Here is a 25,692-nt window from a genome sequence, read left to right on the forward strand (position 1 = left end):
GATGCCAGGCCGCCCGTCCAAAATCCAAAGCTACCGCGCCATGCTGCCGATGGTGATGTCCTATGCCGCGTCCGGCACCAGCCTCATCATCAGTTCGGTCGCGCAGCTCGTCACCTTCGCGGTGCTGGCGCGTTCCCTCGGCGTCCACGAATTCAGCCTCTTCGTGGCGATAACGGCGGTTTCCAACATCGCCCTGCACCTGTGCGGGCTCGGCGCGACCGAATGCCTGGTGAGGCGCGTTGCCCGCGATCATGCCATGTATCCGGCCATGCTGGGGCATAACATCATCCTGACCTCGATCAGCGGGCTCCTGCTCCTCGTGGTCGGCGCGATCGTCCTGCCCTTCTTCTTCGATGTCGATCCCGATCCGGTCGCCAATGCCGCGATGATAACCGTGATGCTCGTCACCAACATCGTCCTGGTGCGCGCGATCCTGTTCTGCGAGCAGGTATTCATCGCCTTTTCCGATTTCGCCACGGCCAACAAAGTGGTGGTGGGCTTCGCGCTGGTTCGGACCGCTGCGGCGGTTCTTGCCTGCCTGGTCTTTGGTGTATCGACACTGGAAGGCTGGATCGCCTGGCAATTCGCCGCCCACCTGCTGTTCTTCCTCGCCTGCATTGCAGCGGTTCGCCGGCTGGGAGTCCCGAAATACGGCATCGTCCGCGAGGAACTGCGGCTCGGTCTTTTCTTCAGCATCCCGTTCATCCTGAAGGCCGCCCGCCAGAATGCCGACCTCCTGGTCCTGAGCCTCGTGGCGAGCGCCGAGATCGTCGCCAGCTACAGCGTGGCCCGCCGCATCATCGAAAGCAGCTATCTCTCCGTCGATGCCCTGAACCGGATCGTCTATCCTGGAACGGCAAGGGCCAGCGTCGGCGGCCTTCATCATGCCAGAGAGCGGGTTACGAAGATCTTTGCCATCGCCCTTGCGATCAGCATTGCCGCCGCCGCCGCAGTCTTCGTGCTGGCACCTGTCCTTCCATACCTGTTCGGGCACGAATACACCTCGCTGGTGACCTTCGTACGTGACCTCTGCTGGGTGCTGGTTCCGGTTTCCGGCTGGGCGATCGCCGTCGAGGCGCTGGGGGCATCCGGCCACCAGGGCGCGCGCGCCTCCGTGCTCGGGGTCGGAAGCCTGCTCGGCGCCATCCTCGCCGCCTGGGCCACGTGGTATGCCCCGCCGATCGGCACTTTCGTCTCCTATTACGTCATCGAGACCGCCATGGCGATTGCCGCCTGGGCAGTCTACCTGCGGATCGTCCGGCAGGATGGCAAGCGGGAAACCCTCGTTACGGCGGGAGGGGCGGCCGAATGAATCAAAGCCTCGACAAGATGCCCCTGCTAGACAACACCTCCCTTGCCTCTCTCCATGCACAGCCCCGCAGCGTGCGCGCCATGGAGGCGGGTGATCTTCAGACGGTTGGGCGGCTGTTCAACAAGGCCTTCCGCAACAAGGTCCAGGAGCCCGGCGGGGATCTGCTCGACTATCTCGACCAGGTCTTCCTGAAACCTCCCGGCTATTCGCCGGAGCTGGGAAGCATCGTCCACGAAAACAGCAAGGGGCAGATCGATAGCGCATTGCTCGCCATGCCCATGGCCTTCGACATCGGCGGGCGGAGGATTGCCGCCCGGCTGCTCTGCGCCTTCATGGCGGATGGCCGATCAGGGCTGGTGGGTGCGGCGCAGCTTACCCGCGCGATACGATTGTCTCAGCCCGATCTCTGCTTCTCCGACAATGCCTCGCCCGCCAGTGCCGATCATTGGGGGGCCGCCGGCGGCATGATGCTGCCCATCCAGAGCCTCGAATGGCAGCGTATCTTCAGGCCCTCCCGGGCCGGCTTGCGGGAGCTTCAGACGAAACTCCCCTCATCCCGACATCTACCCCTCGGACCATTGCTTGGAGGTATCGACTCCCTTGCGAGGCGTTATTTCAAGGCCTTTACGCCGCCAATTCCGAAGGGGCTGGTTTCACAAGCGGCAAGTCTGGATGAATTCTTCGCGCATTCCCGGAAGATGACGGAACGCTTCTTCATCCGCCCGGCATGGTCGCGCGACGACCTGGCATGGCTGATGGAGACCGCATCCCTCAACAGGACGCTCGGCAACCTCCAGTGCCGCACCATATTCGATGCGAAGGGTGAGACGGTCGGCTGCTATCTCTTCTTCGGCCAGCAAGGGGGATGGGCGCATGTCCTCAACATACTGTGCCTCGAAGATCGGGAATTCGATGTCGTCGGCCAGATGTTCGCCGATCTCGATGCGAACGGTTATGCGGCCGCCCATGGCATGGCGCAGCCCTTCCTGATGAATGCGCTGATGCGCCAGCGGCAGATGAGTTTCCGGCATCGCGGCTATTTCTGCATGCTGACGCGCCATCGCGAAGTAAACGAAGCAGCCATTCGCCACGATATCTTCGTCGGCGGTCTGGCTTCCGAAAGCTGGAGCCGGTTGTTGACCGATTTCCGATAGATCAGAGCTATCGGATTAACCCGATATTCATGCGGCCCATCTAGTTATCCATGAGAATGCCTGGTGAACCAAGGTCTCTCCGTGCAGGGACGGCGCGGGTGGAGGTGTCAATGTACCGGCCGAAGGAGCCTGAAAACCGACGACCGGTTCAATCCGATGGGATGACCGGCCGCAGGACCGGCATGTCCCGGGTGGGCTCCCTCCTCGACCGTATGGACGAAGCCGAGAGCCACAATGCTCCTCCGGAAAACTATCGGCGATTGGCGCCTTCCGAACCCGCCGTTCGGGAACCGCCGGAGCCTCCCCGTCCGGAACCCGAAAAATCGACGCTGGAGCGCAGCCTGAACGCGCAGTTTCTCAGCCTGACCGAGATCGGCCCGGCGGATATCCTGCTCTGGCTGCGTGACGGTATCAAATGGATCGTGCTTGCCGTCATCATCGGTGTGATTGCGGCGCTGGCCTACGCATTGACGGCGACGCCGCGGTACACGGCCTATACCGATCTCATCGTCGATCCGGCAAACCTCAACGTCGTTTCCGACGATGTGTTCGCCTCCAGTTCGCAGCGGGATTCGCAGCTCCTCGAAGTGGAAAGCAAGCTTCGCGTGCTGACCTCGGGCAATGTGCTGCGCCATGTCATCACCGAACTCGATCTCGCGAACGATCCGGAGTTCAACAAGCCGAGCCTCCTCGACCCGCTCATGCGCCTGATTTCCGGTCCTCAGCCCGAAGGCGACAGGGAACTCGGCATCCTGCGGGCGTTGAGCGAACGCGTGAGCGCGCAGCGCGAGGAACGTTCCTTCGTGGTCTCCCTCGGGGTCTGGACGGAAGACCCGGCAAAATCGGTCAAGTTGGCGGATGCCATCGTGCGTGCCTTCGAAACCGAACTTTTCCAATCGACAGCGGAAAGTGCCGGCCGCGTCGCCGCCGGCCTCACCTCGCGGCTCGATGAGCTGCGTGCTGCCGTGACCCAGGCGGAAGAACGCGTGGAGCAATTCAAGCGGGACAACAAGCTGCAATTGAATGCGGGCGAATTGGCAAGCAGCCGTATTTCGAGCGCGCTGGACACCCAGGTTCTCGATGCGCAGCAGCGGTTGATCCAGGCCGAAGCCCGCTACGAGCAGATGCAAAACGCCGTCGCGAGCCGCCGCGCGGCGACCGACACGGTCTTCGACTCGCCCGCAATGGCCAATCTTCGCACCAGCTACGCCACGCTGCAGCAGCAGATCGGCTCTCTTTCATTGACCTATGGTGCACGGCACCCTCGCCTGATCTCCCTGCAATCCGAGCAGGCCGCGCTTGATAGAGCCATCGGCGACGAGGCCGGCCGTATCCTGCGATCGGCGAAGACGGATGTGGACCAGGCCCGCTCTACGCTGGACGAACTCCGCCGCAGAGCCGATGCCGAGCGCAGCACCGTCTTCACCAACAGCGATGCCCAGGTGCGGCTGCGGGAGCTGGAACGCGACGCCCAGGCGAAGGCCGCCGTATACGAAACCTATCTCGGCCGCACGCACCAGATCACCGAACGGCAGCAGATCGATGCCACCAATGTCCGGGTAATCTCGCCGGCAGTGCCGCCGAAGGCCAAGAGCTGGCCGCCGCGCACGGTGATCCTTCTCGCCGCCGGCGCGGTGGCGGGAACCGCGCTCGGCATCGGCCTTGCGATTGCGCTCGGCCTGCTGCGCCATCTCGATGACGCACGCCGCAGGCTTTCCTATCCGCACAGGTATGCGTGAGGGGAGCGTGCCATGCGATCCCCGACAGCCGAAGCCATAGCCCCCGTCACCCTGGACAGGAACGTTTTCGGCGTCACGCTGTTCATGGCCGTCTTCCTGTTCTTCTGGGTCACCACCGATCCTTACGTGGATCTCACCGGTGCCGCGACGCTCGATCCTTCTGCGGGGGCCTCGAACCGGCTCAACCAGATCGCAACGCTGCTGATCTTCGGCGGCATGCTGCTCTACGGCTTCCTGCACCCACTGCGCTCGATCATCCTGCAGCCCCGCTGGCTGCTTGCCGCCATCTTCGGCTGGTTCCTGTTCACGGCGCTTCTTTCCAACCACCCTACTCTTGGGATCAAAGCGTTGATCCTCGGGATCATCGTGCCCATCAACGCGAGCATTTTTCTGCTGCTGCCCTCCTCCGAGAGACAGTTTGCGAAGCTGCTCGCAATCGGCACGTTGATCATGCTGGGTTTCGCCTATTTCGGCGTGGTCTTCCGTCCCGATGTTTCGATCCACCAGGCCTCGGAATTGCGCGAGCCGATGAATGCCGGCTTCTGGCGGGGGCACTTCACGCATAAGAACGGTGCGGCAGGGGCCATGGTCATCGGAGCCTTCTTCGGCTTTTACGTGATGTCGGTCTGGTCGCGCATGATCGGACTGGTGATCGTGGCACTGTCGTGCTTCTTTCTCGTCCATACGGGCGGCAAGTCGGCATCCGCCATGCTGCCGGCGGTCCTGGTTCTTGCTTGGCTGTTCGAGCGGTTTCGCAGCCTGCGCATCCCTATCGCCGTTGGAGGCGTCGCCGCCTTCAACCTGCTGGCGGTGGGAGCGGCCGTCATTGCGCCCTTCCGCGAATTCGTCACCGGCCTCGGCATCGATGCGACCTTTACGAACCGCTCGGATATCTGGCGGTTCGCCTTTTCTGCAATTTCCGAAAACCCGATCACCGGCTACGGATTGAAGGCCTTCTGGCAGACGCGGGAACTCGTCTATAGCGGCGGCTCCGTCGAAACCTGGGCAGTAGAGGCCTTTAACGGCCATAATGCCTATCTCGACATGCTGCTGCAGACGGGCATTCCGGGCCTCGTCCTCACCCTGATCTTCGTCCTTTTCCTGCCGTTGCGCGATCTCAACCGTGCCGATGGCGGCGGCGCCCATTCGAACGTGACGCGGCTCTTCGTCCGCATATGGCTCTACACGCTCTTCAATGCGGGATTGGAAAGCATCTTTTTCGAAAGCGGCAGCCTGCTCTGGTTCACCTTCGTCGTCGCCCTCTATGGATTCCGGCTGCGTTCGCAGAACCTCGTCAGCGAGCCGCAAGGGGCACGGGAGGGGAACTTTGCTCATGGCTGATCCGACGACGACCGTAGACCACCTGATCGACCGGATCGGCAACCGCCTGATCTGGGAGATCGCGTCGAAGAGACGCCGGGTCGAAACGCAAGTGCCGCTCGTCTCCTTCACCTTCGACGACGTTCCCGATACTGCCCTGACGCATGGTGCGGGCATTCTGGAGAAATACGCGGCGCGAGGCACCTTCTATATCTCAGGCGGGCTTGCCGGCTCGGTGGAGCCGCGCCGCAGGCTGATCGATGCCGAAGGCTGCACGGAGCTTTTCCGTCGCGGCCACGAAATCGGGTGCCACACCTTCTCCCACAACCGCATCCGCAAGTTTGGCCGCGACCTCGGAGCAGATCTGGATCGAAGCGCCCGTTTTCTGCGCGAGATCGGCATCACCCGCCCGGCGACCAATTTCGCCTTTCCCTACAACGCCGCCTGGCCGCTGGCACGAAACACCCTGGCGGATCGGTTCGAGACATGCCGAGGTGCCGGCGAAGCGATAAACCGTGGCCTTGTCGACCCCCTGATGCTCAAAGCCGTGGAAATCCGCCAACCGGAGGATCATGCACTCGACCTCACCGGCTGGATCGACGATGTCGCGACCGATCCCGGCTGGCTGATCTTCTTCACCCACGATATCGCCGAAGAGCCGACACCCTACGGCTGCACCCCGGCGACCTTCGATCATCTCGTCCGCCATTGTATCGAAAAGGGCTGTCGGATCGTCACCGTCGAGGCGGCGGTGCGCGAACTCGGTTGGAAGGCAGACGCGAGATGAACGTCCGCCCCAGCGTGACCGACACCGTTACGAAGCGGCTGCTCAACATCAACAATTACTTCTATCGTCGCGGAGGCGCCGAAACGGTCTTCTTCGATCACACGGCGCTTTTCGAGGAGATCGGCTGGGATGTCGTGCCCTTCGCCATGCAGCATGAGAACAACCAGCCCTCCCCATGGTCGGAATATTTCGTCTCCGAGATCGAATACGGACGGGAGGCGGGCCCGCTCGCCAAGGCGGCACAGGCTGCCAAGGTCATCTATTCGCTGGAAGCGCAACGCAATCTCAAGCGGCTGATCGAAAAGGCGAGACCGAACATCGCCCATGCCCACAACGTCTACCACCACCTGTCGCCGGCGATCTTCTCGACCCTGAAGGACGCCGGAATTCCGGTCGTGATGACCGCCCACGACCTGAAACTCGCCTGCCCTGCCTACAAGATGCTGCGCGAGGGAAAGGTGTGCGAGGATTGCCGTGGCGGCCGCATACACAATGTCGTCGTCCACCGCTGCGTGAAAGAGTCGCTCGCGCTCAGCGCCGTCGTCTTCGCCGAGACCACGCTGCACCGAATGCTCGGACTTTATCGCAACAAGGTCGACCGCATCGTCGTTCCAAGCCGCTTCTATCGCGAGAAGCTGATGGAATGGGGTTGGCCGGCGGAAAGCCTCGTCCACATCCCCAACTTCGTCGATGTCGAGAAGTTTTCGGCCGATTGGGCGGAGAGCGACTATTTCGTCTTCGCCGGAAGGCTGGCTCCGGAAAAGGGCATTGCGACACTGATCCGCGCCGCCGCCAAGGCCGGGCAGCGCCTGGTGATCGCCGGCACCGGCCCCGAGGAAATGAAGCTGCGGCAGCTCGCGGAAGCCATGCAGGCGGACGTCACCTTCGCCGGCTATGTCTCGGGCGAAAATCTCTTTCGCCTGATCGGGCAGTCCCGCGCCCTGGTGCTTCCGTCGGAATGGTACGAGAACGCGCCGATCAGCATCCTAGAAGCCTATGCGCTCGGCCGCCCGGTGATCGGCGCAGCGATCGGCGGCATACCGGAAATGGTCCGCGAGGATGAGACCGGCAGAACCGCGGCGGCCGGTTCGGTGGAAGACCTCGCCGCCGTTCTTTCCGCCATGGCGGCACTTTCTCCGCAAAGGCGGGCGGATATGGGCCGGGCGGGCCGCCGGTGGATATCCGCCGATTTCTCCAGCAATGCCTATCGGCAGCGCATGCTGGACCTCTACCGGAGCCTCGGCGTCGCCTGAGGACAAAGGCCTCGGCAACGTTCCGGCCTTTTGCGTTAAAACCGCACAGCTTCCCTAGAATTTTAGCGGTTCGATTTCCGGTATCGGAACGTTCCATCGGTACAACCTACTCAGAAATGATTTCTGGGCCGGGTCAATGGAAAAGAAAACGCGTGTCTCGCAGATGGAACATCCGCCATTCGCAAACGGGGCGCCGGATCATCTCGCGCTCGGGGACAACCTGAACGCACGACCGGCTCCGGCCGCACCGAGCCTGAACAGGCCGGAGGGGGCGCGGCGGGAGCGCGTGGTGATGAACGAGACACCACGCCTCTCGCCCGCACTCATCGATACCTCCATCACGCCCGATCTTGCGGAGAGCGTACGGGCGATCCGACGACGGGTCGTCATGCTCGGCCTGCGGGGCATTCCGGACATCCAGGGCGGGATAGAAAAACATGTCGAGATGCTCGGACAGGAGCTTCTCCAGCATGGCTGGGATGTCGAGATCCTCGGGCGCAGGCCCTATCTCCGGCAAAAGGCACCTACCGTTTGGCGCGGCATTCGCGTTGTCCCTCTCTGGGCGCCGCGCTCCATGCTCTTCGAAGCAATCGCGCATACCTTTCTCGGCGTGCTCCATGCTGCCGTGAAACGGCCGGATATCCTGCACATCCACGCGATCGGCCCGGGGATTCTGGCTCCGATCGCCCGCCTCGCCGGCCTCAAGGTGGTGGTCACCCATCACGGCTATGATTACGACCGGGAGAAATGGGGGCCGCTCGCAAGGCGGGTGCTGCGGCTCGGAGAAAGATTGGCGATGCGCTTCGCCAGCGCCAGCATCGGGGTTTCGGGGGATGTCGCCCGGACCATGAAGGCGCGGCACTGCAGAGAGGTCAGCCACATTCCGAACGGCGTGAACGTGCGGCCCGGCATTGCCGGCAATGGCGTCATCGAGCGTTTTGGGCTCGAGCGCCGGCGCTATATCGTCATGGTTGCCCGCATCGTTCCGGAAAAGCGGCAGAACGATCTGATCGCCGCCTTCGAGACGCTCGGACGGACGGATTGGAAACTGGTTCTGGTGGGTGCCGCCGATCACGACAGCCCCTATTCGAAAGAGGTGGAGGCCATGGCCGCGCGGGTTCCGGGCGTGGTAATGGCCGGCTTCCAGAGCGGGGAAGATCTCGCGGCCCTCTTTTCCCAGGCAGGTCTTTTCGTCCTGCCGTCGATCCACGAAGGCATGCCGATCGCGCTTCTTGAGGCGCTCAGCTACGGGCTTCCGGTGCTGGCGAGCGATATTCCGGCCAACCGCGAAGTGGAGCTGCCGGCAACGGACTACTTCCCCGTGCGGAACGTCGCGGCGCTTGCCGAAGCGCTTGCCCGCAAGATGTCGGAACCGTTCAGCCAGGAGGGGGCGCTTGCGCGCATCCGCGAGATCGAACGCGCCTACGGCTGGTCCTCCATAGGGCGCGCCACGGCGGCGGTCTATCGATCCGTCGTCGCAAAGAACAGCAAGAGGTTCTCTTGACCGTATCGATCATCATCAAGACGCTCAACGAAGAGAAGCGGATCGCCCAGACGATCCGGCACGCGCTTGCCGGTCTTCCGGGCGGGCGCGGAGAGGTGATCGTCGCCGATAGCGGCTCCTCCGACGGCACGATCGAGATCGCCTCGCGTTACCCGGTGCGCATCGTACGTATCGAGGCGCCGGCGCGTCCGAGCTGCGGCCTCGGTCCGCAACTCGGCTTCCAATATGCCCGGTACGAATACATCTGCCTTCTCGATGGCGACATGGATCTCGACCCTGATTTCCTGCCCGAGGCGCTGGCCTTTCTGGACCGGCACGGCAAGGCGGCGGGGGTAACGGGACATGTCGAGGAGATGATGCTCGACAATCTGGAATATACGCGCCGCGTCCAGCGGAATGCGCCGGAAAATCGCATCGGCTCCATAGACCGGATGAACGGCGGCGGCCTCTATCGGCGGGCGGCGATCGAGAGCATCGGCTACCTCACCGATCGGAACCTGCACGGCTACGAGGAATTCGACCTCGGGATACGCCTAAGGCATGCCGGCTGGAACCTGCACAGGCTCGACCGGCGCTTCGTCAGGCATTACGGCCACAGCATCAATTCCTATCGGCTCCTGGTGCGTCGCTGGAAGACGAAATATCTCTTCGGCATCGGGGAAGTTCTGCGGGCGGCAACCGGCAAACCTTATTTCCGGCAGATGCTGAAGGAATTGCCGGAGCTGAAGCTATGGGCGCTGGTCTGCTGCTGGATCCTTTTCTCGCTCGGCCTCCTCCTCTTCCTGCCGGACAAGCTGCTGGCGCTCGTGCTCGTGGTGGGAATCTTCGCCGCGGTCGTCGCGCTGATGTCGGTCCGAAAGCGAAGCTTCTCGCTCGGCCTCTACACGGTGGTCGCCTGGCTCTTCCATGCGGCGGGCCTGCCTTTCGGCTATGTCGCTCCGCGACGCAGCCCGCTCGACTGGATCGAAAGCCGCTATCTTGGAGGGCCCGATGAAAAGACTGATGAGGGCGGCGGGGATTCTGGCGCTTATCGCAGCGGCTCCGGCGGCTAACGCCACTGATTGGTTGCCGGTTCGTGAAATCGCGCTGACCGTTGCAAGCGGCAGCCCACTCGACTTTTCCGGTATTCTGCCGAACCAACCGATCGACGAGGATCACCGGCTTATTGCCGGTGAAGATGGGCGCATCGCGACCGCCGCTTCGCCTCGGTCCCCGAAGCCCCTGTTTTGCGCCTCGCTCGGCTGGAGCCCAGCGTCCGGCGGCTTTCCCGACCATGCCTCCGCTGATATCTATGCCAGACAACTGGCCATGCGCGGCTACAACATCGCCCGCTTCCATTTCGTCGATGCGAACCTGATGCAAGGCCGCGCCGACGATTTCGACTTCAATCCGGACGTGCTCGACCGCATCCATTACCTGATGGCCGCCCTCAAGCGGAACGGCATCTACTGGATGTTCGACGGGATCACATCCTGGCGGGGCGCCTATGGCGGATATGACGATCGCTGGGATCCCGGCGGCGACGTGAAGCTGGCTCTCCATTTCGACGACGAGGCATTCGAACACTGGAAACGGCTGCAGAAGGAGCTTCTCGCCCGGATCAATCCCTATACCGGGATAGCGCCCATCAAGGACGAGGCGCTTGCACTGGTAATTCTTGCCAATGAAAACGGCATCGAATTCGAGAATGTCGTAAAGGAAGGAAAAGGCTGGCCCGGCTATGCCGGCATGTTACAAAAACCCTTCAATGCCTGGCTTCGCAACAAATATCGCTCGACCACGGAACTTGGGAAAGCCTGGCCCGACCTCCGCCCCGATGAAAGGCTGGAAGCCGCCTCGATCAGCCTGCCTGTCGACCGCTACCTGGACGGACCGCGAATGCGCGATCTTCAGGCCTTCTTCGTGGAAACCGAGCGTCGCTCCGCCGACCGAATAACGAACGTGCTGCGCGATCTCGGTTATCGCGGCCTCATCAGCACCTATAACAACTGGGCGACGGTCCAGACCTCGCTCAGCCGGGAGCGGCTCGATGCCGTCACCATGAACACCTACCAGGATTGGGTCGGTGGCTATGAGCCCGGCTCGGCCATCGGAAACAAAAGCTCCGTCACCGATGCCGCCAGCTACATGCGTTATGCCGCCGCCTCGCGCTGGCTCGGCAAGCCTTTCGCCCTCAGTGAATATGACCATCTCTTCTGGAGCCGCTACCGCTACGAGGCCGGGCTTCTCATGCCCGCCTATGCGACGCTGCAGGGATGGGACATTCTCTGCCGCCACGGACATGCACCAATCATCCTGAAATACGGTGAGCCTTATCCCCACAAGCGAGCCATGCTGCCTTATGCGATAGCGCTCGATCCGGTCGCCCGGGCGGGAGAAACGCTCGCAGCACTTCTCTTCCGTCGAGGCGATGTCTCGCCGGCTCGCAACGTGATCCCTTTCACCATGCGTGGCATGGAAGACCTGAACGATGACATGCAGGCGGCCGAGCCCGACGCGTTGACCGAGCTCGCACTCGTCTCCCGCATCGGCCTCAAATCCTCGGATGGCCTGCGGGAACTGCTTGCGGTCAATCAACCCCGCAAAGACACCCAGGCGCAAGAACTGCTCGACGCGTTGAGAGAGGCCGGTCTCCTGCCGGCCAATAATCGCACCGATCCGGAGCGTGGAATATTCGAAAGCGATACCGGCGAACTGCTGCTCGACCGGGAAGAACAGCGATTGACGCTTTCCACGCCCCGGACCGAGGCAGCCGCTTTCAGCAAGTTGGACGGCCCTCTCGACCTCGGAACCTTGCGGGTTGAAAGTGCCGACGGCGCAGGCTTGATCGCGGCGGCGGCGCTGGATGGCGGCTCGTCGCTTGCCACCGCCAAGCGTATCCTGCTGATCTTCGCGACGGACGCCCGCAATACGAACATGCGCTTTCGGGACCCCGAGGAGAACGTGATCGAGGATTTCGGCTCGCTGCCGGTGCTGATCCGCAAGGGCGAGGTTGCACTGGAGTTCAAGGAACGCGTCGCTCGCTGGCGCCTCTCCTCGGTTGGGCTGGATGGGAAAGTGAAGGCGCCGCTGCGGGTCGAAACAGGACCTATCCGCTTCAATCTTTCGAACGACACCCCCTCCGGGCCGACCACCTTCTTCCTGCTTGAAACCGATTGAGGCGAGCCTCCGGGATCAAAATCCCGGCTCGCTGGTTGGATAGATATACCGACCTGGACAGGAGGAATATCGATGGCCCATGCGAGCACGAAACATGTCGGCAGCGGCACTCGGGGCAAGGGTAGCGGGAGCGGCGCCATGACGGACGTCGACAAGGAGCTCATTCCCGAAAACACGGTGCTTTCCAATCGCGACAAGGCGCAGCATTCCCGCCAGCGTGGCCTCGACAGCAAGGCCGTGCAGACAGAGCAGTTTCACGATCACGAAGCCAATCATTTGAAAGAGGATTAGCGGACCGAATCATCACAACCGGGTGAGATTCACTCCTCGCGGAATTGAACCGGATTTATTGTCAAGATCACCCTTGCAAAGAATGGGGGAAAGAGTCACTGTTGGCTATCGCCAGGGTATGAAGGGGCGATGGCGACGGGAGGCAAGGCACGCTTCGCCCCGTAATGGAGGCCGAAAACAATGAATACGGCAGTCGTTACGCATGCATTCGAACCAAGCGAACTGGCTTTCCTCCAGCGTTTCTTCAACACGCTGTGCGCTGAGCGCGGACTGGATGGTGGAAGTTTGGCCGCCAATGATCTAGCTGCGCAAATTCTGCAGCTTTATCAACAAGGTGTGCGGGACGAAAGAGAACTCCACATCCATCTGGGGGAAATGCCCCACATCAAGAACTGATCGCGCTTCCGCCAGCCGTCCGACGGCGGCTGGTATCTGATCCCTAACGCTTGGCCTGCAGTTCGCGTTCGTCGCGCATGAGGAAGACCCGCGTGACGTTGTCGAGGTTTGCCTCCAACCAGTCGGCCATTGCGATCTCCTCCTCCAGGATACGCTCGAACACCGCTTTCGCTTCGATCTCCCCAAGCTCATCCGCCGCTGCGATCAGCACACGGTAGCTCGCGATCTCCACATGCTCGAACGCGTAGCTCGCCATGGCTCCCTTGATCACCTCATCGCTCGTGAATATGCCTCCGAGCCCCTGGGCGGTTGCGGCAAGCTTTCCCGCGATATCCTTGAGCGTCGAGGCGCCGCCCGCCGCGAACCGCCCAAGCAGGTCTTCCAGGACTTCAGCATGCGCTCGGGTTTCGATCAGATGCTGCTCGATGCGGTTTCTGAGATCGGGATAGTTCTCGAGGCGCCGCGATTGCGCCGTCATCATCGTTATGGCCTGCTCCTCCATCGCATGGGCGTCCCGAAGCCACGCGATGAAATTGTCTCTGGCATGGGTCATGTCGTTTCTCCTAGCATCTTCGACCTCCCGACGGGCCGGGCTCGTCGGGCGCATCGCATCAACTTGAGAAGACGCGCTAAGTTCCGCCGACCGTTCGCCGGGCCCGAAGATACTGCCCGAAAAAGGCTCCGATCGGAGCGCCTGTCGGGAGGAACAATAGCCGCCGGGCTCCGTTGTGCTCCTGCAAGGAAGAGTACCGCAAGGAGACTAATCATGATGCCCGATCCACGCGAACCGAGCGAACAGCCGCCGATGCCGGCGCCGACCTGGAAGCCGGAACCGCCGATCGACGAGCCTGAGCCGGACCGCCTTCCGGACGAGGCACCATTGCCTAATCCGGACGAAACCGAAAATCCGCCGGTCTACATGCCGCCGGGCAACCGCGTTCAATAATGGGTCCGGTGGCAACAGGAGGTGACCATGGCAACCCATAGCGACATGCACACGCATCGCGGAGACAAGCACCCCGGCGAAGAGCATGGAGCGCCCAGGCTGGAGCTCTGGAAGCTATTTGCCGCGGCCCTGTTCATCCTTCTCTGCGTGTTGGCCGCGATGGAGCTCTTCAATGTAGCGGAGTTTGGCGGCACTGAACCCCTCAATCCGCCTCCACACGGCATAGACCAGTAGCGGATCCTTCTCCCGCGCCCCTCAGCGTGGGAGAGACCGTTGGAACAAAGGGAAAATTTCGCACGTTCATCTATCACTCATCTCAGGAGATGGCGCAGGTGGACGTGGCGATAGAGCTTTCCACACCCGAGTTTGTCCAGATCGACCCGATCATCCGGCCCGGACGCAACGCATGGCGCAGCGCAAGGGCCGACAAGGCGGCATTCCTGGTGGATGGCGCCGATTACTTCCGCCGGCTCGATCAGGTTCTCCGCAAGGCCCGGAAATCCATCTTCATCGTCGGCTGGGATTTCAACCCCGATATTCGCCTGCGCCAGGACGAGCCCGATAGCGAAACCTTGGGGCAATTGCTTCACATGCTGGCGGAGGAAAGGCCAGATCTGGAAATCCGTCTCCTCGTCTGGGGAATGGGCCCGGTCTATTCGGGAAGGAGCCTCAAGGTTTTCGGCAAGATGGGATGGAGCGATCATCCCCGCATTTTCCTGCGCTTCGACTTCCGTCACCCGCTTCGGGCAAGCCATCACCAGAAGATCGTCACGATAGACGATCGGACCGCTTTCCTCGGCGGCATCGACATTACCGCCAAACGCTGGGACGATCGCCTCCACCGGGTCGAAGATGCCCGCCGGATTGCTCCGGACGGGACGAGTTACGGTCCGTTGCATGACGTGCAGGCGATCGTGAGCGGAGACGCTGCCGGGATGATTGGCGACGTCGCACGCCGCCGGTGGAAGAAAGCGACCGGTGAAAAATTGACGGCACACGGTTTTCCGGGCGACGCACCCTGGCCCGAGGATCTGGAGCCGGCGCTCACGGATTGCAATGCCGCGCTGGCGCTCACCGAGGCATGGAAGTGGAGGGGACACCGCGGCCACAGGGAAGCGATCCGGTTGACCCACGACGCGCTGAGAAACGCGAAGCGCCACCTCTATATCGAAACCCAGTATCTCGCCTCATTCGGCGTCGCGCGCACGCTTGCCCGGCGCCTGAGAGAAGCTGACGGACCGGAAATCCTGGTGGTCGTGACCCGGAAGTCCCATGGCTTCCTGGAAAAGCTGATGATGGGGCACAACCGCAATCGCCTTATCCGCCGGCTGAAGCGCGCCGACCGCAACAAGCGGCTTCGGGTCTTCTACGCTGTCGTGCCGGACGGAAGGGGCGGCGAGCAGGAGGTAATCGTGCATTCCAAGGTCATCATCGTGGATGACCGCTTCATTCGCGTCGGCTCGTCGAACCTCAACAATCGCTCCGAAGGGCTCGATACGGAATGCGACCTGGCAATCGAAACCGGCTCGCCGGCGGGCCAGAGCGCCATCGCCGCCATCCGCAACGACCTGCTGGCTGAACATCTCGACGCCTCGCCGCGGGAAGTGGCCGAAATCATCGCCCGAACGGGCTCCATGTTCGCAGCCGTGGATGCCCTGAACATCCGCCCGCGCGGACTGCGGCCCTTCGATGTCGATCCTCGCAACGGCGAGACGCAATCCATGATCGGCACCGGCCTTGTCGATCCCAAGCAGCCTTATTGGCCCGTCCCGCAGTTTGAGGCGGGTATCCGGCGCTTTTTCTCCCGCCTAGCTCGTCGCCTGTTCTGACACCTTTTCCGGGCGGCGGCGATAATAGGCTTCGCTCGCGATCAGGATCGGCACGCCGACCGTCAGAGGCACGAAGAAATAGAGAACGCGAAAGGCAACCAGTGCGCCGATCGATTCCGCATCCGGCAGGATACTTAGCATGGTTGCTTCCAGAACGCCGAGCCCGCCCGGCACGTGGCTGATCAACGCCGCGATATTGGCGGTAACGTAGGCGCTCGCAACATCCAGATAGCCGGCATCCGAAAAGCCCGCGAGAAGCTGGTGAATGCAAGCCGCCACGCAGGAAAAATTCAGCGTTCCGATGACGATCTGCCCGAGAGCGAGCGCCGGCCGGGGCGGCTCGAAGCTCCAGCTCCACAGTCTCAGCCGGCGGCGGACGAAGGCGCAGATCAGCATATAGGCAAGCGGCAGAGCGAGGCACACGAGGCCCAGGAGGATCGCCGCCGGCCTGTCGAGCCCCAGCAGATTGGGATCGCCACCCGGTCTCAAAAGCAGGGCGAGCCCCGCGAGCGTGGCGAGCCCCAATCCCACCGTCACTCCGCAAAAGACGATCACCTTGGCGACCTGCTCGGCGGAAAGCCCCCAGCGCGAATAGAAGCGGTATCGGACCGCGCCGCTGCTGAGCGCCGCCAGCCCCACATTGTGGCCGATCGAAAGGCTCGTGAAGGAGGCGAGCGCCGTGCGCGGATAGGAGAGCGGTTTTCCGGCATATCTCAACGCCAGCGCATCGAAGCCCGTGAGGCAAAGATAGGAGCAGGCGACAAAACCGAGAGCGGAAGCCAGCCGCCATCCGGGAATGGCGCCGACGGACTCTTCGATCTCCTCGAAGGAGTATCGCCCCAGGCTGCGGTAAACGAGGAGAACGGCAAGGCAGATCGCCGCGGCGATCAACAATCTCAGCACGTGCCGCCTGGCGATCATTCTCTTCCTCCGTTGCCGGAGTCCCGTGTGGGAACGAAAAGCCGGGCAAAGGGGTTCCCTGCGGCATGACGGATACCGAGACACGACCATTTCCCGCCCGGCAGGCACTCAAGATCCTGAGTTACAACGTCCATAGCTGCATCGGCACCGACCGTAGGCTCGATCCTGTCCGGGTAGCGGAGGTCATCGCCGCTCTCGAGCCCGACATCATCGGGCTGCAGGAGCTGGATGTCGGCCGCAACCGCACCGGCGGCATGGATCAGGCCCATATCATCGCATCCCTCCTGCGCATGGAATTCCACTTCCACGCCGCGCTGAAGGTGGAGGAGGAGCATTACGGCGATGCCGTGCTGACGGCGCTCCCGATGCGCCTGGTCAAGGGAGACGTCCTGCCCTCCCACGGCGAGCAGCGGGGTGCGATCTGGGTGGAGATAACCGCCGGCGATACGCAGCTTCAGGTGTTCAACACCCATCTCGGCCTCCGGCGCCGCGACCGGCTGAGGCAGACGGCCGTGCTGCGGGGGCCCGACTGGCTCGGCCACCCCGATTGCCGGGAGAAGCCGATAATCCTGATTGGCGACATGAACTCCGTCCCTTCCTCGCCGGTCTATCACAATCTCTCGCGGGGAATGGCCGACGTCCAGAACCGTACGGTGATGCAGCCAAGGCCCACATTTCCATCCCGCTATCCCTTCCTGAGGCTGGACCATATCTTCGTGTCCACGGACATCCAGGTGCGCGAAGCCGGAGTAGCTTCGACGAAACTCGCACGCCGCGCCTCCGATCACCTGCCGCTGCTGGCAACCGTTGAGGTTTAGAACCGTTTCAGGGCGCCTTGCCGAATTTCCGCGCTTCCTTCAGCAGCCGAACCACTTCCTGATCGGTCGTCTGGGTGAAATCGCCGTAATGGGCGCCGACCGCCTGAAGGCGCTCGGGAGCCGAGAGGCAGACGATCTCGTCGACCTCGTCCCTCAAGGATTCCACCACATCCCGCGGCGCAACAGGTACAGCGATGCAGATGGAGGCAACACCCATTTGTTTCAGCGCATGGATGCCGGCGCGGATGGAGACCCCGACGGCGATACCATCGTCGATCAGTATGACATCCCTGCCGGAATGGTCGTGATCACGTGGCTCGTCCTCCCCGAAATACATGCGGTGACGCCGCTGGATTTCGGAGAGCTGGTGATCTCGCTCGGTCGCAAGATAGCCGGGTGGGATCGAGAAATTCCGCGCCGCCTCCTCGTTGACGACCACATGCGGCTCCTTGGTATCGACTACGGCGCCGATGCCGTATTCCGGCTGGCCAGGAGCGCCGATCTTGCGGACTATCAAGAGATCGAGGGGCGCATCGAGCCGCCGCGCCACCTCGAAGGCGACGGGTACGCCGCCCCGCGGCAGCGCCATCACGATGGGATTGGCGTGGGCCTGTTCCTGAAGGGCATCCGCCAGCTGCCTTCCGGCATCGCCACGATCTGCAAAGGTGGGGCCAAATCCGAACATGTCATCCTCCCAAGACGCTCCGCCGCGGCGAAGTCGCCACGGCCGGATATTGTTGCCCTGCCCTTCGGGGATCATAGCCCCCGACCGGCACCCGGACAACCTTGCCGGAAACCCTTGGGAGAGCGCCTTCGTTCCGGCGGAGGCGCTATCGGCTGCCGCCGCCGCCCTTGCGATGCTCGCTTTCCTGGTTGCGCCCGCGGATGATGGAAGGATCATCATTCATCGAGACATCCGCCGTGCGCATACTCATGTCATCGCCCTTGCGGAAAGCCTTGCGCGCGGCCTCGCTGCGGTTGAGATCAGCCTTCGCATCGAAGTCCTTGCCGGCATTGGCCGTTTTCTCGCGCTTTTCGATGATGTTCCGCTGCTGCTCGTGGGTCTTCGCACCCTGCATGATGAATTCCTCCTTTTCGTCGCCGCTATTTGTTCGCGCGGCCGCGTTGGTCGGGATCGATACCGCCGGATGGCAGCGTATCGTTCGCGACATCGCCTTCATCCGTATTTTCGCCTGCGATCTCCTCGTTGCCGGTGGCTCGGTTGAGACCTTTCGACTGGCCGATGCCTGGATCGGATTTCAGGTCGGCGTCGCTCGGCTTTCGGGGCTTGAAGTGCTTGGACGTCATGACTCGTCCTCCTTGATCGCGTGTGCCGCAAGGCAGCCGCGGCATTCAATGTCGCGTGCGTGCGACGAACTTGTTGAAACGGCTTGTTTTGCCGTCATCGGTTTCCTCCTGGTAGAGGAACGAAAGCTCGTTATCGTCGAAGACCGCGAAGAAATTCTCCCACGAGATTTCTTCCAGCGCCTCTTCGGGCCTGCCGAAATCGACGCGCAGCAAGCCGCCTTCGCCAGCCGCCGCTTTTACTCGCGCGGGATGGCCGCCGCGTTCCTCGATCCAATGGCGGATTTCATCGTGATTGGTGGTCTGGACTGCCTTGCTCATTGGCTCTTGTCTCCGTTTTTGATGCAAAGACAGAACCGGCCGGCATCGCGATTGTTCCGGCAAGGCGTGGGATATAGACCCGAGATATGCGTACGAAAACGGGAACCTTTGCCTGGGCCCGGTGTTCAGGCGACGTCGATCACAGAACTTTGTCCGATCGACGGCGTCATAAATACCCTCCCAACTGGCGCCTCCTTTTTCAGGGAGGCGCCTTTTTCCTGCCTGACCGGAGGCTCCGCTGATCCCGCTCAGGCGGCGCGGCGCGCGCCGGGATACGATCCCTTAATCGTCCTGGATAAGAATTGAGGCATGAAGCCTGACTTGTGCAGGCATTATTCAAGCGTATAATAACTTCAACCACTGACAAATTTTGGGAGCGGACTCCGCCCCTATCCGCAATTCCGGGAGACCGTTTCGATGCAGGCCTGCGGCGCCTATGCCATGCCTTTTGCCCGGCTTTTCAATGTCATCCGCCCCATGCGGGCATTTCGGTGAACCGGCGCAGCTATCACAGGGCAAGCGAGACCGAGCGGCGTGAGGACCTGATCGCCGCCACGCTCGATTGCATCGCCGAATTCGGCATCCGCGGCGCAACCGTGCGGCAGATAGCCACGCGCGCCGGCGTCACGGGCGGGCTTATCCGCCATTACTTCGCCGGCAAGGACCAGATGCTGCAGGCGGCCTATCGGCAGGTCATGACCGGCATAACGGACGAGGCGATCCGCGCGGCGACGGAGGGCGGCGATGCCCGCACGCGTCTGCGCCGATTCATCGTCGCCAACGTCACGCCGCCCGTCACGGACCCGCGCACGCTCTCGCTCTGGGCGGCTTTCATCAGCCATATTCCGCTCGACCCGACCTTCGCCGCCATTCATCGCGAGAACTACCTGACCTTTCTGGAGGCGCTCGAAGCTCTGCTCCTCGCTCTCCATGCGGAACAGGGCCGGACCGTCAGCCGCGAGGAATGCCGCGCGCACGCGATCGCCGTCAACGGCCTGATCGACGGCCTCTGGCTCGAGGGTACGCTTGCCGCGGACCTTTTTGCCGACAAAGGGCTTGCCGAAACCGCTCTTTCTTCCGTCGAAGCCCTGCTCCGGCTTTCGCCGGGCGAGCTTTCGGCTTCCGAGACATAAAAAAGGAAATGCCATGCGTTATGCTTCGATCACCGATCGCCTCGCCCATCTCGGCTCCGGCCGCTGGGCCGTTCACCTCGCCGCCCGCCGCATGAAGGCTGCGGGCGAGGACGTCATCGAGCTGACGATCGGCGAGCCGGACATCGCACCCGACAGGGCGCTTCTCGATGAGGCTGCGCGGGCCATGTATGCGGGCCGCACCCGCTATTCCAACGGCCGCGGCGAACCCACGGTCTTGAACGCCTTGGTGGAGAAATATTCAAAGCGCCGCAAGGGCGTGACCGAGAACAACTTCCTCTGCTTTCCCGGCACTCAGACGGCGCTCTACAGCGTAATGGCCGGCCTCGTCGAGGCAGGTGACGGTGTCGTCGTCGGTGATCCGCTCTATGCCACCTACGAAGGCGTGATCGCCTCGACGGGCGCGCATATGATCCCCGTGCCGCTAAGGCCCGAGAACAGGTTCCACATGAAGGCCGAGGATCTGGAATGGGCGATCACGCCCGAAGCCCGCGTGCTCTTGCTCAACACGCCCCACAACCCGACGGGCGCCGTGCTGACGGCCGCCGAAATCGCCGCGATCGGCGAGGTCTGCCGCAGGCATGATCTCTGGATCGTCTGCGACGAGGTCTATGAGGAGCTGATCTTCGAAGGCACGCCGTTCGCCTCGCCCTTCGACATTCCGGAACTCGCGGAGCGCACGATCGTCGTCTCCTCCATCTCAAAGTCCCATGCCGCGCCGGGCTTCCGCAGCGGCTGGGCCGCCGGGCCGGAAGAGTTCTGCGAAAAGGTGCTGCCCGTTTCCGAGACCATGCTGTTCGGCGTACAGCCCTTCATCGCCGACATGACGGCCATGGCTCTCTCAAGGCGCTTCGAGACCGCCGACGTGATGCGCGAGAATTATCGCCGCCGTGCCGCGATCGTCGAAAAGGCCTTTGCCGGCAATAATCTTATAACGCCCATGCCGCCGGAAGGCGGGATGTTCATCCTGCTCGACGTCGCCGCAACCGGCCTCGGCGGCGAAGAGTTCGCCTGGGAACTGCTGCAGGAGGAGAAGGTGGCGGTGATGCCTGGCAGGTCCTTCGGCGATCAGGCCGCCGGCTTTCTGCGCATTTCGCTGACCGTGCCGGACGACGTTCTGGCAATCGCCATGGAACGGATCGGCGATCTTGCAAGCCGCCTGGTCGCGCTGACGGAAAAGCGGGCCTGAGCCACGTATTACTCCGCCTTGTCATCCTTGGATGAGGGTTTGCGGGTGGTCTGCCGGCCGACGAATTCAGCCTCCGCCTCCTCGTCATAGGGAAGCGCGCTGCCGCCACCGGCATCGCCCGCATCCGCCACCCGGCCGCTCGGATCGCGGCTGGTCTCGGCCTCCCAGACCTTGCGGGCCTTGTTGAGATCGGCGGTGGCGGGATCGGCCTCGTGGCGGCGTGTCATCTCGCCGGTGCCGGAACTCTTGGTAATGTTCGGCCCACCGCCGCCGGATTTCGCTTTTTCTTTGGGTTCCATGCTCGCCTCCCTGGTTCACAACATGAACCGTTCAGGCGAGGCTTCGTTCCGAAAGTTCGGGCAGCACTTTTTCACCGAAGATCTCGATGAACTCGCGCTGATTGCGCCCGACATTGTGGAGGTAGATTTCCGAAAACCCCATCTCCAGATCCCGGCCCAGCCAGTCCAGATGGTGGGAGGGATCCGCGGATATGCGCACATGCTCGTCCATATCCTCGGGCCGCACCTGCACGCAGGCGGCGTCGAACTCCTCCGGCAGCCTCAGGGTTTCGGCGACGGCCGCGCTGACCGCGTTGCTGCGCCATTGATCGAAGGCGTTCTCCCTCGCTTCGCCGTCTGTCGCGGCCCAGGAGAGATGAACCTGCAGATAGACCGGCTTGTCCTCCCCTCCTCCCCGCTGAAAGGCTTCGATGATTTTCGTGAGATTTTCACGCGGCTGGTTGACGGTGATCAATCCATCCGCCCAGGAGCCGGCCCATTCCGCCGTTTCCGGCGAGAGCGCTCCCGCAACCAGCTTGGGCGGCGTCTTCGCAAGCGTATGGAGTTTCGCCTCGTCCACCTTGATCGGATGATCCCGGCTGATCGTCTCGCCCGAAAACAGCGCCCGGATAATCTCCGCGCCGGCCAGCAGCCGCTCGTTCCTTTCCCCTTTCGAAGGCCAGCGCTCGCCGGTGATGTGCTCGTTCAGCGCCTGCCCGCTGCCGAGCGCCATCCAGGGTAACCGGCCAGGAAACATCTCGCCGATCGTCGCCGCAGCCTGCGCCGTCAGCGCCGGATGATAGCGCCAGCCGGAAGGCACGGTGATCAGCCCGAAGGGAATGCGCTTCGTCGCCTGCATCGCGGCGCCGAGAAAGGCCCAGACGAAGCCGGATTGTCCCTGCCGCAGGCTCCAGGGCGCGAAATGATCGGACGACATCACCGCGGAAAACCCCGCCGCTTCCGCGAGCTTCACATAGCCGATAAGCTCGCTCGGCGAAAATTGCTCATGGGAGGCGTGATAGCCGATATGCGCCATCGCTCACTCCCTCTCCGAACTCAGCCAGAGATATTGATAGGGCTTGAGCTTGAGGCGCAGCCGGGGCGAGGCCTTGTATTCGGACTTGTCGATCAGATCGGTGAATGCTTCCGCCTCCATGCCGCCGAGATGGATTTCGGCTTCCACGACCCGGCCGGCGAGATTGTGGACGATGAGCAGCAAATTGCCTGCATCCTCGAAGCCATGGACCAGGAGGGCCGGATTGCTTGCGCCGAGCCTGACGGGCCGCCCCTTGACGAAGAGCGGCTGGGCGCGCCTCAGCACGATCAATCGCTTGACGGTGTTGAGAAGCGATTGGGGATCTTTCTGCTGCTCCTCGACATTGATCTTCTTGTAGGAGAAATGCCCGTTGTCGACCGGCTTCACCTTCAGCTTGCCTGTCGGCGCATTCGAGAAACCGGCATTCCGCCGCGCCGACCACTGCATCGGTATGCGCACCGCTGTTCGGCCGGGTTGGTTGAGGTCCTCCCCTATGCCGATCTCGTCGCCATAGACGATCAGCGGCGGCCCGCGGAGCGAGAAGATGATGCTGAGCGCCAGTTCGATCCGCCGCTGGTCGCCGTCCAGCATGGGCGCCAGCCTGCGGCGCACGCCGCGGTCGAATACCTGCATTTCCTTGTCCGGCGCGAAGGCGTTGAACACCGCCTCCTTCAATTCCGGCGGCACGCGCGAGAAATCGAGTTCATCGAGATTGCGCAGGAAATTGGCCCAGCCGCAGCCGGCCGGCGGTTCGGGCAACAGGCTTATGGCATGATTGATGGGCCCGGCATCTTCCTTCGCGAGCCCCGCAAAGATGTAGCAGGCGAGCATGAAATTGAAGAGGAGATGCAGCTGGTCGCCCTCGCCGAAATACCGGCCCGTCTCTTCCGGAGGCATGTTGACCTCGCCAATCAGCACCCCCGTCGGACGGCGCGCCCTCAGATAGCTTGCAAGCTCCATCAGGATGCCGTGCGGATCGCGCGGATTGGCGTGCTCCAGCCCCTTGTCGGCAATGATGAGCGGCGCGGCATCGAGCCGGAAGCCGCTGATGCCGAAGGCCAGCCAGTAGTCGACGATCCGCAGGATTTCCTGCCGCACTTCCGGATTGGCGAAATTCAGCTCCGGCTGGAAATCGTAGAAATTGTGGAAGTAATAGGCCCGAGCCACCTCGTCATAGGTCCAGAGGCTGTCCACCTCTCCGGGGAAGATCGATTTGGCTCCCGCGGCTACCGGCGGCGGATCGGGGCTCCAGACATAATAGTCGCGATAGCGGCAATGATTGTCGCGGCGCGCCGCCTGGAACCACGGATGCTCGTTGGAGGTGTGGTTCGCCACGAGATCCATGATGACCCGTATGCCGTGTTCGCCCGCGCTGTGCAGGAAATTGAGGAAGTCGTCGAAGGTTCCGACATCCGGATTGATGGAATAGAAATCGCTGACGTCGTAGCCGTTGTCCCTGTCCGGGCTGCGGTAGAAGGGTAGCAGCCAGATGCAGGTGATGCCGAGGTCGGCGAGATAGGGCAGCTTCTCCGCAAGGCCGATGAAATCGCCGATGCCGTCGCCGTTTCCGTCCGCGAATTTCTCGACATCGATGCCGTAGATGACGGCTTCATTGTACCAGGACAGGGTGGGTGTCGTCATGAACGGCCTCTGCTCGGTTTACCGGGATGCAAGGCCGTAAAGTGCTGGAGGGGGAAGAAAGTTCCCGAAAGGAACCGCGGCTTATCTGCGTTTCGCCGCCGTTTCGGCCTCCGGCATTTCCCAGCCGAAGACGCTGCGGCCGCCCCATTCGTGCGAATGGCGAAACTCGCCGGCCACGATTTCCTTGAGGTCGAGACCGGTGACATATTTCTCGGTGAGACGGGCTTGGTCGTCCAGCCGCTTCAGCGCCTGAAGCTCTTCCTCGCGGCCGAGCCTGCCCTTGCGGACTGCGGATTTCATCACGCCGATCGTCTCGTCATAGACCTTGAGCGGAACCGGGAAAGGGTGCCGGTCCTTGCCGCCATGGGCGAGCGAGAAGCGCGCGGGATCGGAAAAGCGGCAGGGCGCCCCGTGTACCACCTCAGCCACCATGGCGAGTGCCTTGACGGTGCGGGCGCCGACACCCGGAGTGAGCAGCAGATGTTCGAAATCCTGCGGGCCGCGATCGGCCGCGGCGGCGAGCGTGCCATGCAGCCGCTTCATGTTCACATCCTTCTCCCGCACGTCGTGGTGCTCCGGCATGACGAGATGCGGCAGCATGGGCTGCGCCGCAGCCTTTCGCTTCGGCTCCAGTGCGACGATCTCGCGAACGATCCGGTCCGGTCCAAGCGAGGAAAGCAGGTCCAGCTGACCCATGCGGGAAGCCTCGGCCCTGTGATCGGCAAGATTGACGATCTCGCCCTGCTGGCGACCCTCGATCGCAGCGTGCGGTGAATCAACGAAGCTCGTGATCCCTTCCGAAAGCCAATGGTAGCGACGCGCCTGGCGCTTGTCTCCGTTCATGCCCTGCTGCACCACCACCCACTTGCCGTCATCGGTGACAATGAAGCCGTGCAGGTAGAGATCGAAACCATCCTGCACCGCTGCGCTATCGACCTTGGCAACCAGCCGGCTTGCGGTGGCAAGTTCCTCTCCGTCGATGCCGACGCGCTCGCCGATCGTCACGAGTTCGCCCGGCGTCTTGCGGGAATGCTGTCCGCGTCCGCCGCAGACATGTATGCCGAGTTCGCCTGAAAGTGGCGTGAGCCCCCGCTTGAGCGCTCCGATGACGCTGGTGGTGATGCCTGACGAATGCCAGTCCATGCCCATCACGCAGCCGAAGGATTGGAACCAGAAGGGATGCGCAAGCCGCCGGAGGAATTCGTCGCGGCCGTAGTGCTGGATGATGGCTTCGGCAATGAGCGCGCCAAGGCTCGTCATGCGCTCGCCGAGCCACCGGGGAACCCGGCCGCCGTGAAGCGGAAGATCGGCGCTGCCTGCTCTCTGGACCATGGCCGCTTAT

27 protein-coding genes are annotated in these 25,692 nt (G+C 62.6%); 17 read left to right on the forward strand and 10 right to left on the reverse strand.

What is annotated here, in order from left to right:
* Position 1 precedes the first annotated feature (1 nt).
* From YH62_RS14300 to YH62_RS14350, 11 genes are all read left to right on the forward strand, one after another.
* Positions 2-1,312 (forward strand): lipopolysaccharide biosynthesis protein, encoded by a 1,311-nt coding sequence (locus YH62_RS14300; RefSeq protein WP_046794873.1) that lies wholly within the window; start codon positions 2-4, stop codon positions 1,310-1,312.
* Complete coding sequence (locus YH62_RS14305; RefSeq protein ID WP_046794874.1) at positions 1,309-2,466, forward strand: hypothetical protein; 1,158 nt, start codon at positions 1,309-1,311, stop codon at positions 2,464-2,466. Before YH62_RS14300 ends, YH62_RS14305 begins: the two co-directional genes overlap by 4 nt.
* Positions 2,467-2,576: 110 nt before the next feature.
* Complete coding sequence (locus YH62_RS14310; RefSeq protein WP_082118346.1) at positions 2,577-4,205, forward strand: GumC family protein; 1,629 nt, start codon at positions 2,577-2,579, stop codon at positions 4,203-4,205.
* Between the two features lie 84 nt (positions 4,206-4,289).
* Entirely contained in the window at positions 4,290-5,546 is a 1,257-nt protein-coding gene (locus YH62_RS14315; RefSeq protein ID WP_245282103.1) for an O-antigen ligase, read from the forward strand.
* The gene (locus YH62_RS14320; protein ID WP_046794877.1) at positions 5,539-6,312 is read left to right on the forward strand and encodes a polysaccharide deacetylase family protein; all 774 of its coding nucleotides are present in this window, start codon (positions 5,539-5,541) and stop codon (positions 6,310-6,312) included. Before YH62_RS14315 ends, YH62_RS14320 begins: the two co-directional genes overlap by 8 nt.
* Positions 6,309-7,565: a glycosyltransferase family 4 protein gene (locus YH62_RS14325; protein WP_046794878.1), complete on the forward strand. Its 1,257-nt coding sequence runs from the start codon at positions 6,309-6,311 to the stop codon at positions 7,563-7,565. Before YH62_RS14320 ends, YH62_RS14325 begins: the two co-directional genes overlap by 4 nt.
* 136 nt (positions 7,566-7,701) lie before the next feature.
* Positions 7,702-9,069: a glycosyltransferase family 4 protein gene (locus tag YH62_RS14330; protein ID WP_245282091.1), complete on the forward strand. Its 1,368-nt coding sequence runs from the start codon at positions 7,702-7,704 to the stop codon at positions 9,067-9,069.
* Entirely contained in the window at positions 9,066-10,121 is a 1,056-nt protein-coding gene (locus YH62_RS14335) for a glycosyltransferase (protein ID WP_046794879.1), read from the forward strand. Before YH62_RS14330 ends, YH62_RS14335 begins: the two co-directional genes overlap by 4 nt.
* Positions 10,060-12,228, forward strand: coding sequence for a glycoside hydrolase (locus tag YH62_RS14340; RefSeq protein ID WP_046794880.1), 2,169 nt, complete (start codon positions 10,060-10,062; stop codon positions 12,226-12,228). Before YH62_RS14335 ends, YH62_RS14340 begins: the two co-directional genes overlap by 62 nt.
* Before the next feature lie 72 nt (positions 12,229-12,300).
* Positions 12,301-12,519, forward strand: a complete 219-nt coding sequence (locus YH62_RS14345; protein WP_046794881.1) for a hypothetical protein — start codon at positions 12,301-12,303, stop codon at positions 12,517-12,519.
* A gap of 180 nt (positions 12,520-12,699) precedes the next feature.
* Positions 12,700-12,915 (forward strand): hypothetical protein, encoded by a 216-nt coding sequence (locus tag YH62_RS14350; protein WP_046794882.1) that lies wholly within the window; start codon positions 12,700-12,702, stop codon positions 12,913-12,915.
* Between the two features lie 43 nt (positions 12,916-12,958).
* On the opposite strand, the gene YH62_RS14355 is transcribed toward YH62_RS14350, so the two are convergent.
* Positions 12,959-13,468: a DUF892 family protein gene (locus YH62_RS14355; protein ID WP_046794883.1), complete on the reverse strand. Its 510-nt coding sequence runs from the start codon at positions 13,466-13,468 to the stop codon at positions 12,959-12,961.
* A gap of 213 nt (positions 13,469-13,681) precedes the next feature.
* Here YH62_RS14355 and YH62_RS14360 point away from each other — a divergent pair, with 213 nt between their 5' ends.
* The 3 genes from YH62_RS14360 (at position 13,682) to YH62_RS14370 (ending at position 15,690) form a co-directional block, all read left to right on the forward strand.
* Positions 13,682-13,861: a hypothetical protein gene (locus tag YH62_RS14360; RefSeq protein WP_046794884.1), complete on the forward strand. Its 180-nt coding sequence runs from the start codon at positions 13,682-13,684 to the stop codon at positions 13,859-13,861.
* A 27-nt stretch (positions 13,862-13,888) separates the two neighbouring features.
* Positions 13,889-14,095, forward strand: coding sequence for a hypothetical protein (locus YH62_RS14365; RefSeq protein ID WP_046794885.1), 207 nt, complete (start codon positions 13,889-13,891; stop codon positions 14,093-14,095).
* Positions 14,096-14,193: 98 nt separating this feature from the next.
* Complete coding sequence (locus YH62_RS14370) at positions 14,194-15,690, forward strand: phospholipase D-like domain-containing protein (protein ID WP_082118367.1); 1,497 nt, start codon at positions 14,194-14,196, stop codon at positions 15,688-15,690.
* Here the strand turns inward: YH62_RS14370 and YH62_RS14375 are convergent.
* The gene (locus YH62_RS14375; RefSeq protein ID WP_046794887.1) at positions 15,670-16,611 is read right to left on the reverse strand and encodes a lysylphosphatidylglycerol synthase domain-containing protein; all 942 of its coding nucleotides are present in this window, start codon (positions 16,609-16,611) and stop codon (positions 15,670-15,672) included. The two genes, YH62_RS14370 and YH62_RS14375, sit on opposite strands and share 21 nt — an antisense overlap.
* A 65-nt stretch (positions 16,612-16,676) precedes the next feature.
* Here YH62_RS14375 and YH62_RS14380 point away from each other — a divergent pair, with 65 nt between their 5' ends.
* Entirely contained in the window at positions 16,677-17,429 is a 753-nt protein-coding gene (locus YH62_RS14380) for an endonuclease/exonuclease/phosphatase family protein (protein ID WP_046794888.1), read from the forward strand.
* Between the two features lie 7 nt (positions 17,430-17,436).
* Here YH62_RS14380 and YH62_RS14385 read toward each other — a convergent pair whose 3' ends face one another.
* The 4 genes from YH62_RS14385 to YH62_RS14400 form a co-directional block, all read right to left on the reverse strand.
* Positions 17,437-18,114, reverse strand: a complete 678-nt coding sequence (locus YH62_RS14385) for a phosphoribosyltransferase family protein (RefSeq protein ID WP_046794889.1) — start codon at positions 18,112-18,114, stop codon at positions 17,437-17,439.
* Between the two features lie 145 nt (positions 18,115-18,259).
* Positions 18,260-18,508, reverse strand: coding sequence for a hypothetical protein (locus YH62_RS14390; RefSeq protein WP_046794890.1), 249 nt, complete (start codon positions 18,506-18,508; stop codon positions 18,260-18,262).
* Between the two features lie 25 nt (positions 18,509-18,533).
* Entirely contained in the window at positions 18,534-18,737 is a 204-nt protein-coding gene (locus tag YH62_RS14395; RefSeq protein ID WP_046794891.1) for a hypothetical protein, read from the reverse strand.
* A 45-nt stretch (positions 18,738-18,782) separates the two neighbouring features.
* Complete coding sequence (locus YH62_RS14400; RefSeq protein ID WP_046794892.1) at positions 18,783-19,055, reverse strand: hypothetical protein; 273 nt, start codon at positions 19,053-19,055, stop codon at positions 18,783-18,785.
* A gap of 491 nt (positions 19,056-19,546) precedes the next feature.
* Here YH62_RS14400 and YH62_RS14405 point away from each other — a divergent pair, with 491 nt between their 5' ends.
* Complete coding sequence (locus tag YH62_RS14405) at positions 19,547-20,188, forward strand: TetR family transcriptional regulator C-terminal domain-containing protein (protein WP_046794893.1); 642 nt, start codon at positions 19,547-19,549, stop codon at positions 20,186-20,188.
* 13 nt (positions 20,189-20,201) lie between these two features.
* Positions 20,202-21,395, forward strand: a complete 1,194-nt coding sequence (locus YH62_RS14410; RefSeq protein WP_046794894.1) for a pyridoxal phosphate-dependent aminotransferase — start codon at positions 20,202-20,204, stop codon at positions 21,393-21,395.
* 8 nt (positions 21,396-21,403) lie between these two features.
* Here the strand turns inward: YH62_RS14410 and YH62_RS14415 are convergent, their stop codons facing one another.
* The 4 genes from YH62_RS14415 to YH62_RS14430 form a co-directional block, all read right to left on the reverse strand.
* Complete coding sequence (locus tag YH62_RS14415) at positions 21,404-21,694, reverse strand: hypothetical protein (RefSeq protein WP_046794895.1); 291 nt, start codon at positions 21,692-21,694, stop codon at positions 21,404-21,406.
* 31 nt (positions 21,695-21,725) lie between these two features.
* Positions 21,726-22,709, reverse strand: coding sequence for a TIGR03885 family FMN-dependent LLM class oxidoreductase (locus tag YH62_RS14420; RefSeq protein ID WP_046794896.1), 984 nt, complete (start codon positions 22,707-22,709; stop codon positions 21,726-21,728).
* A gap of 3 nt (positions 22,710-22,712) precedes the next feature.
* Positions 22,713-24,350, reverse strand: coding sequence for an alpha-amylase family protein (locus YH62_RS14425; protein WP_046794897.1), 1,638 nt, complete (start codon positions 24,348-24,350; stop codon positions 22,713-22,715).
* An 81-nt stretch (positions 24,351-24,431) separates the two neighbouring features.
* Positions 24,432-25,682 carry a DUF763 domain-containing protein gene (locus YH62_RS14430; RefSeq protein ID WP_046794898.1) on the reverse strand — a complete coding sequence of 417 codons (1,251 nt, stop codon included), beginning with the start codon at positions 25,680-25,682 and terminating at the stop codon, positions 24,432-24,434.
* Positions 25,683-25,692 lie beyond the last annotated feature (10 nt).

The sequence above is a fragment of the Rhizobium sp. LC145 genome (genome assembly GCF_001005825.1).
GTDB lineage: Bacteria > Pseudomonadota > Alphaproteobacteria > Rhizobiales > Rhizobiaceae > Neorhizobium.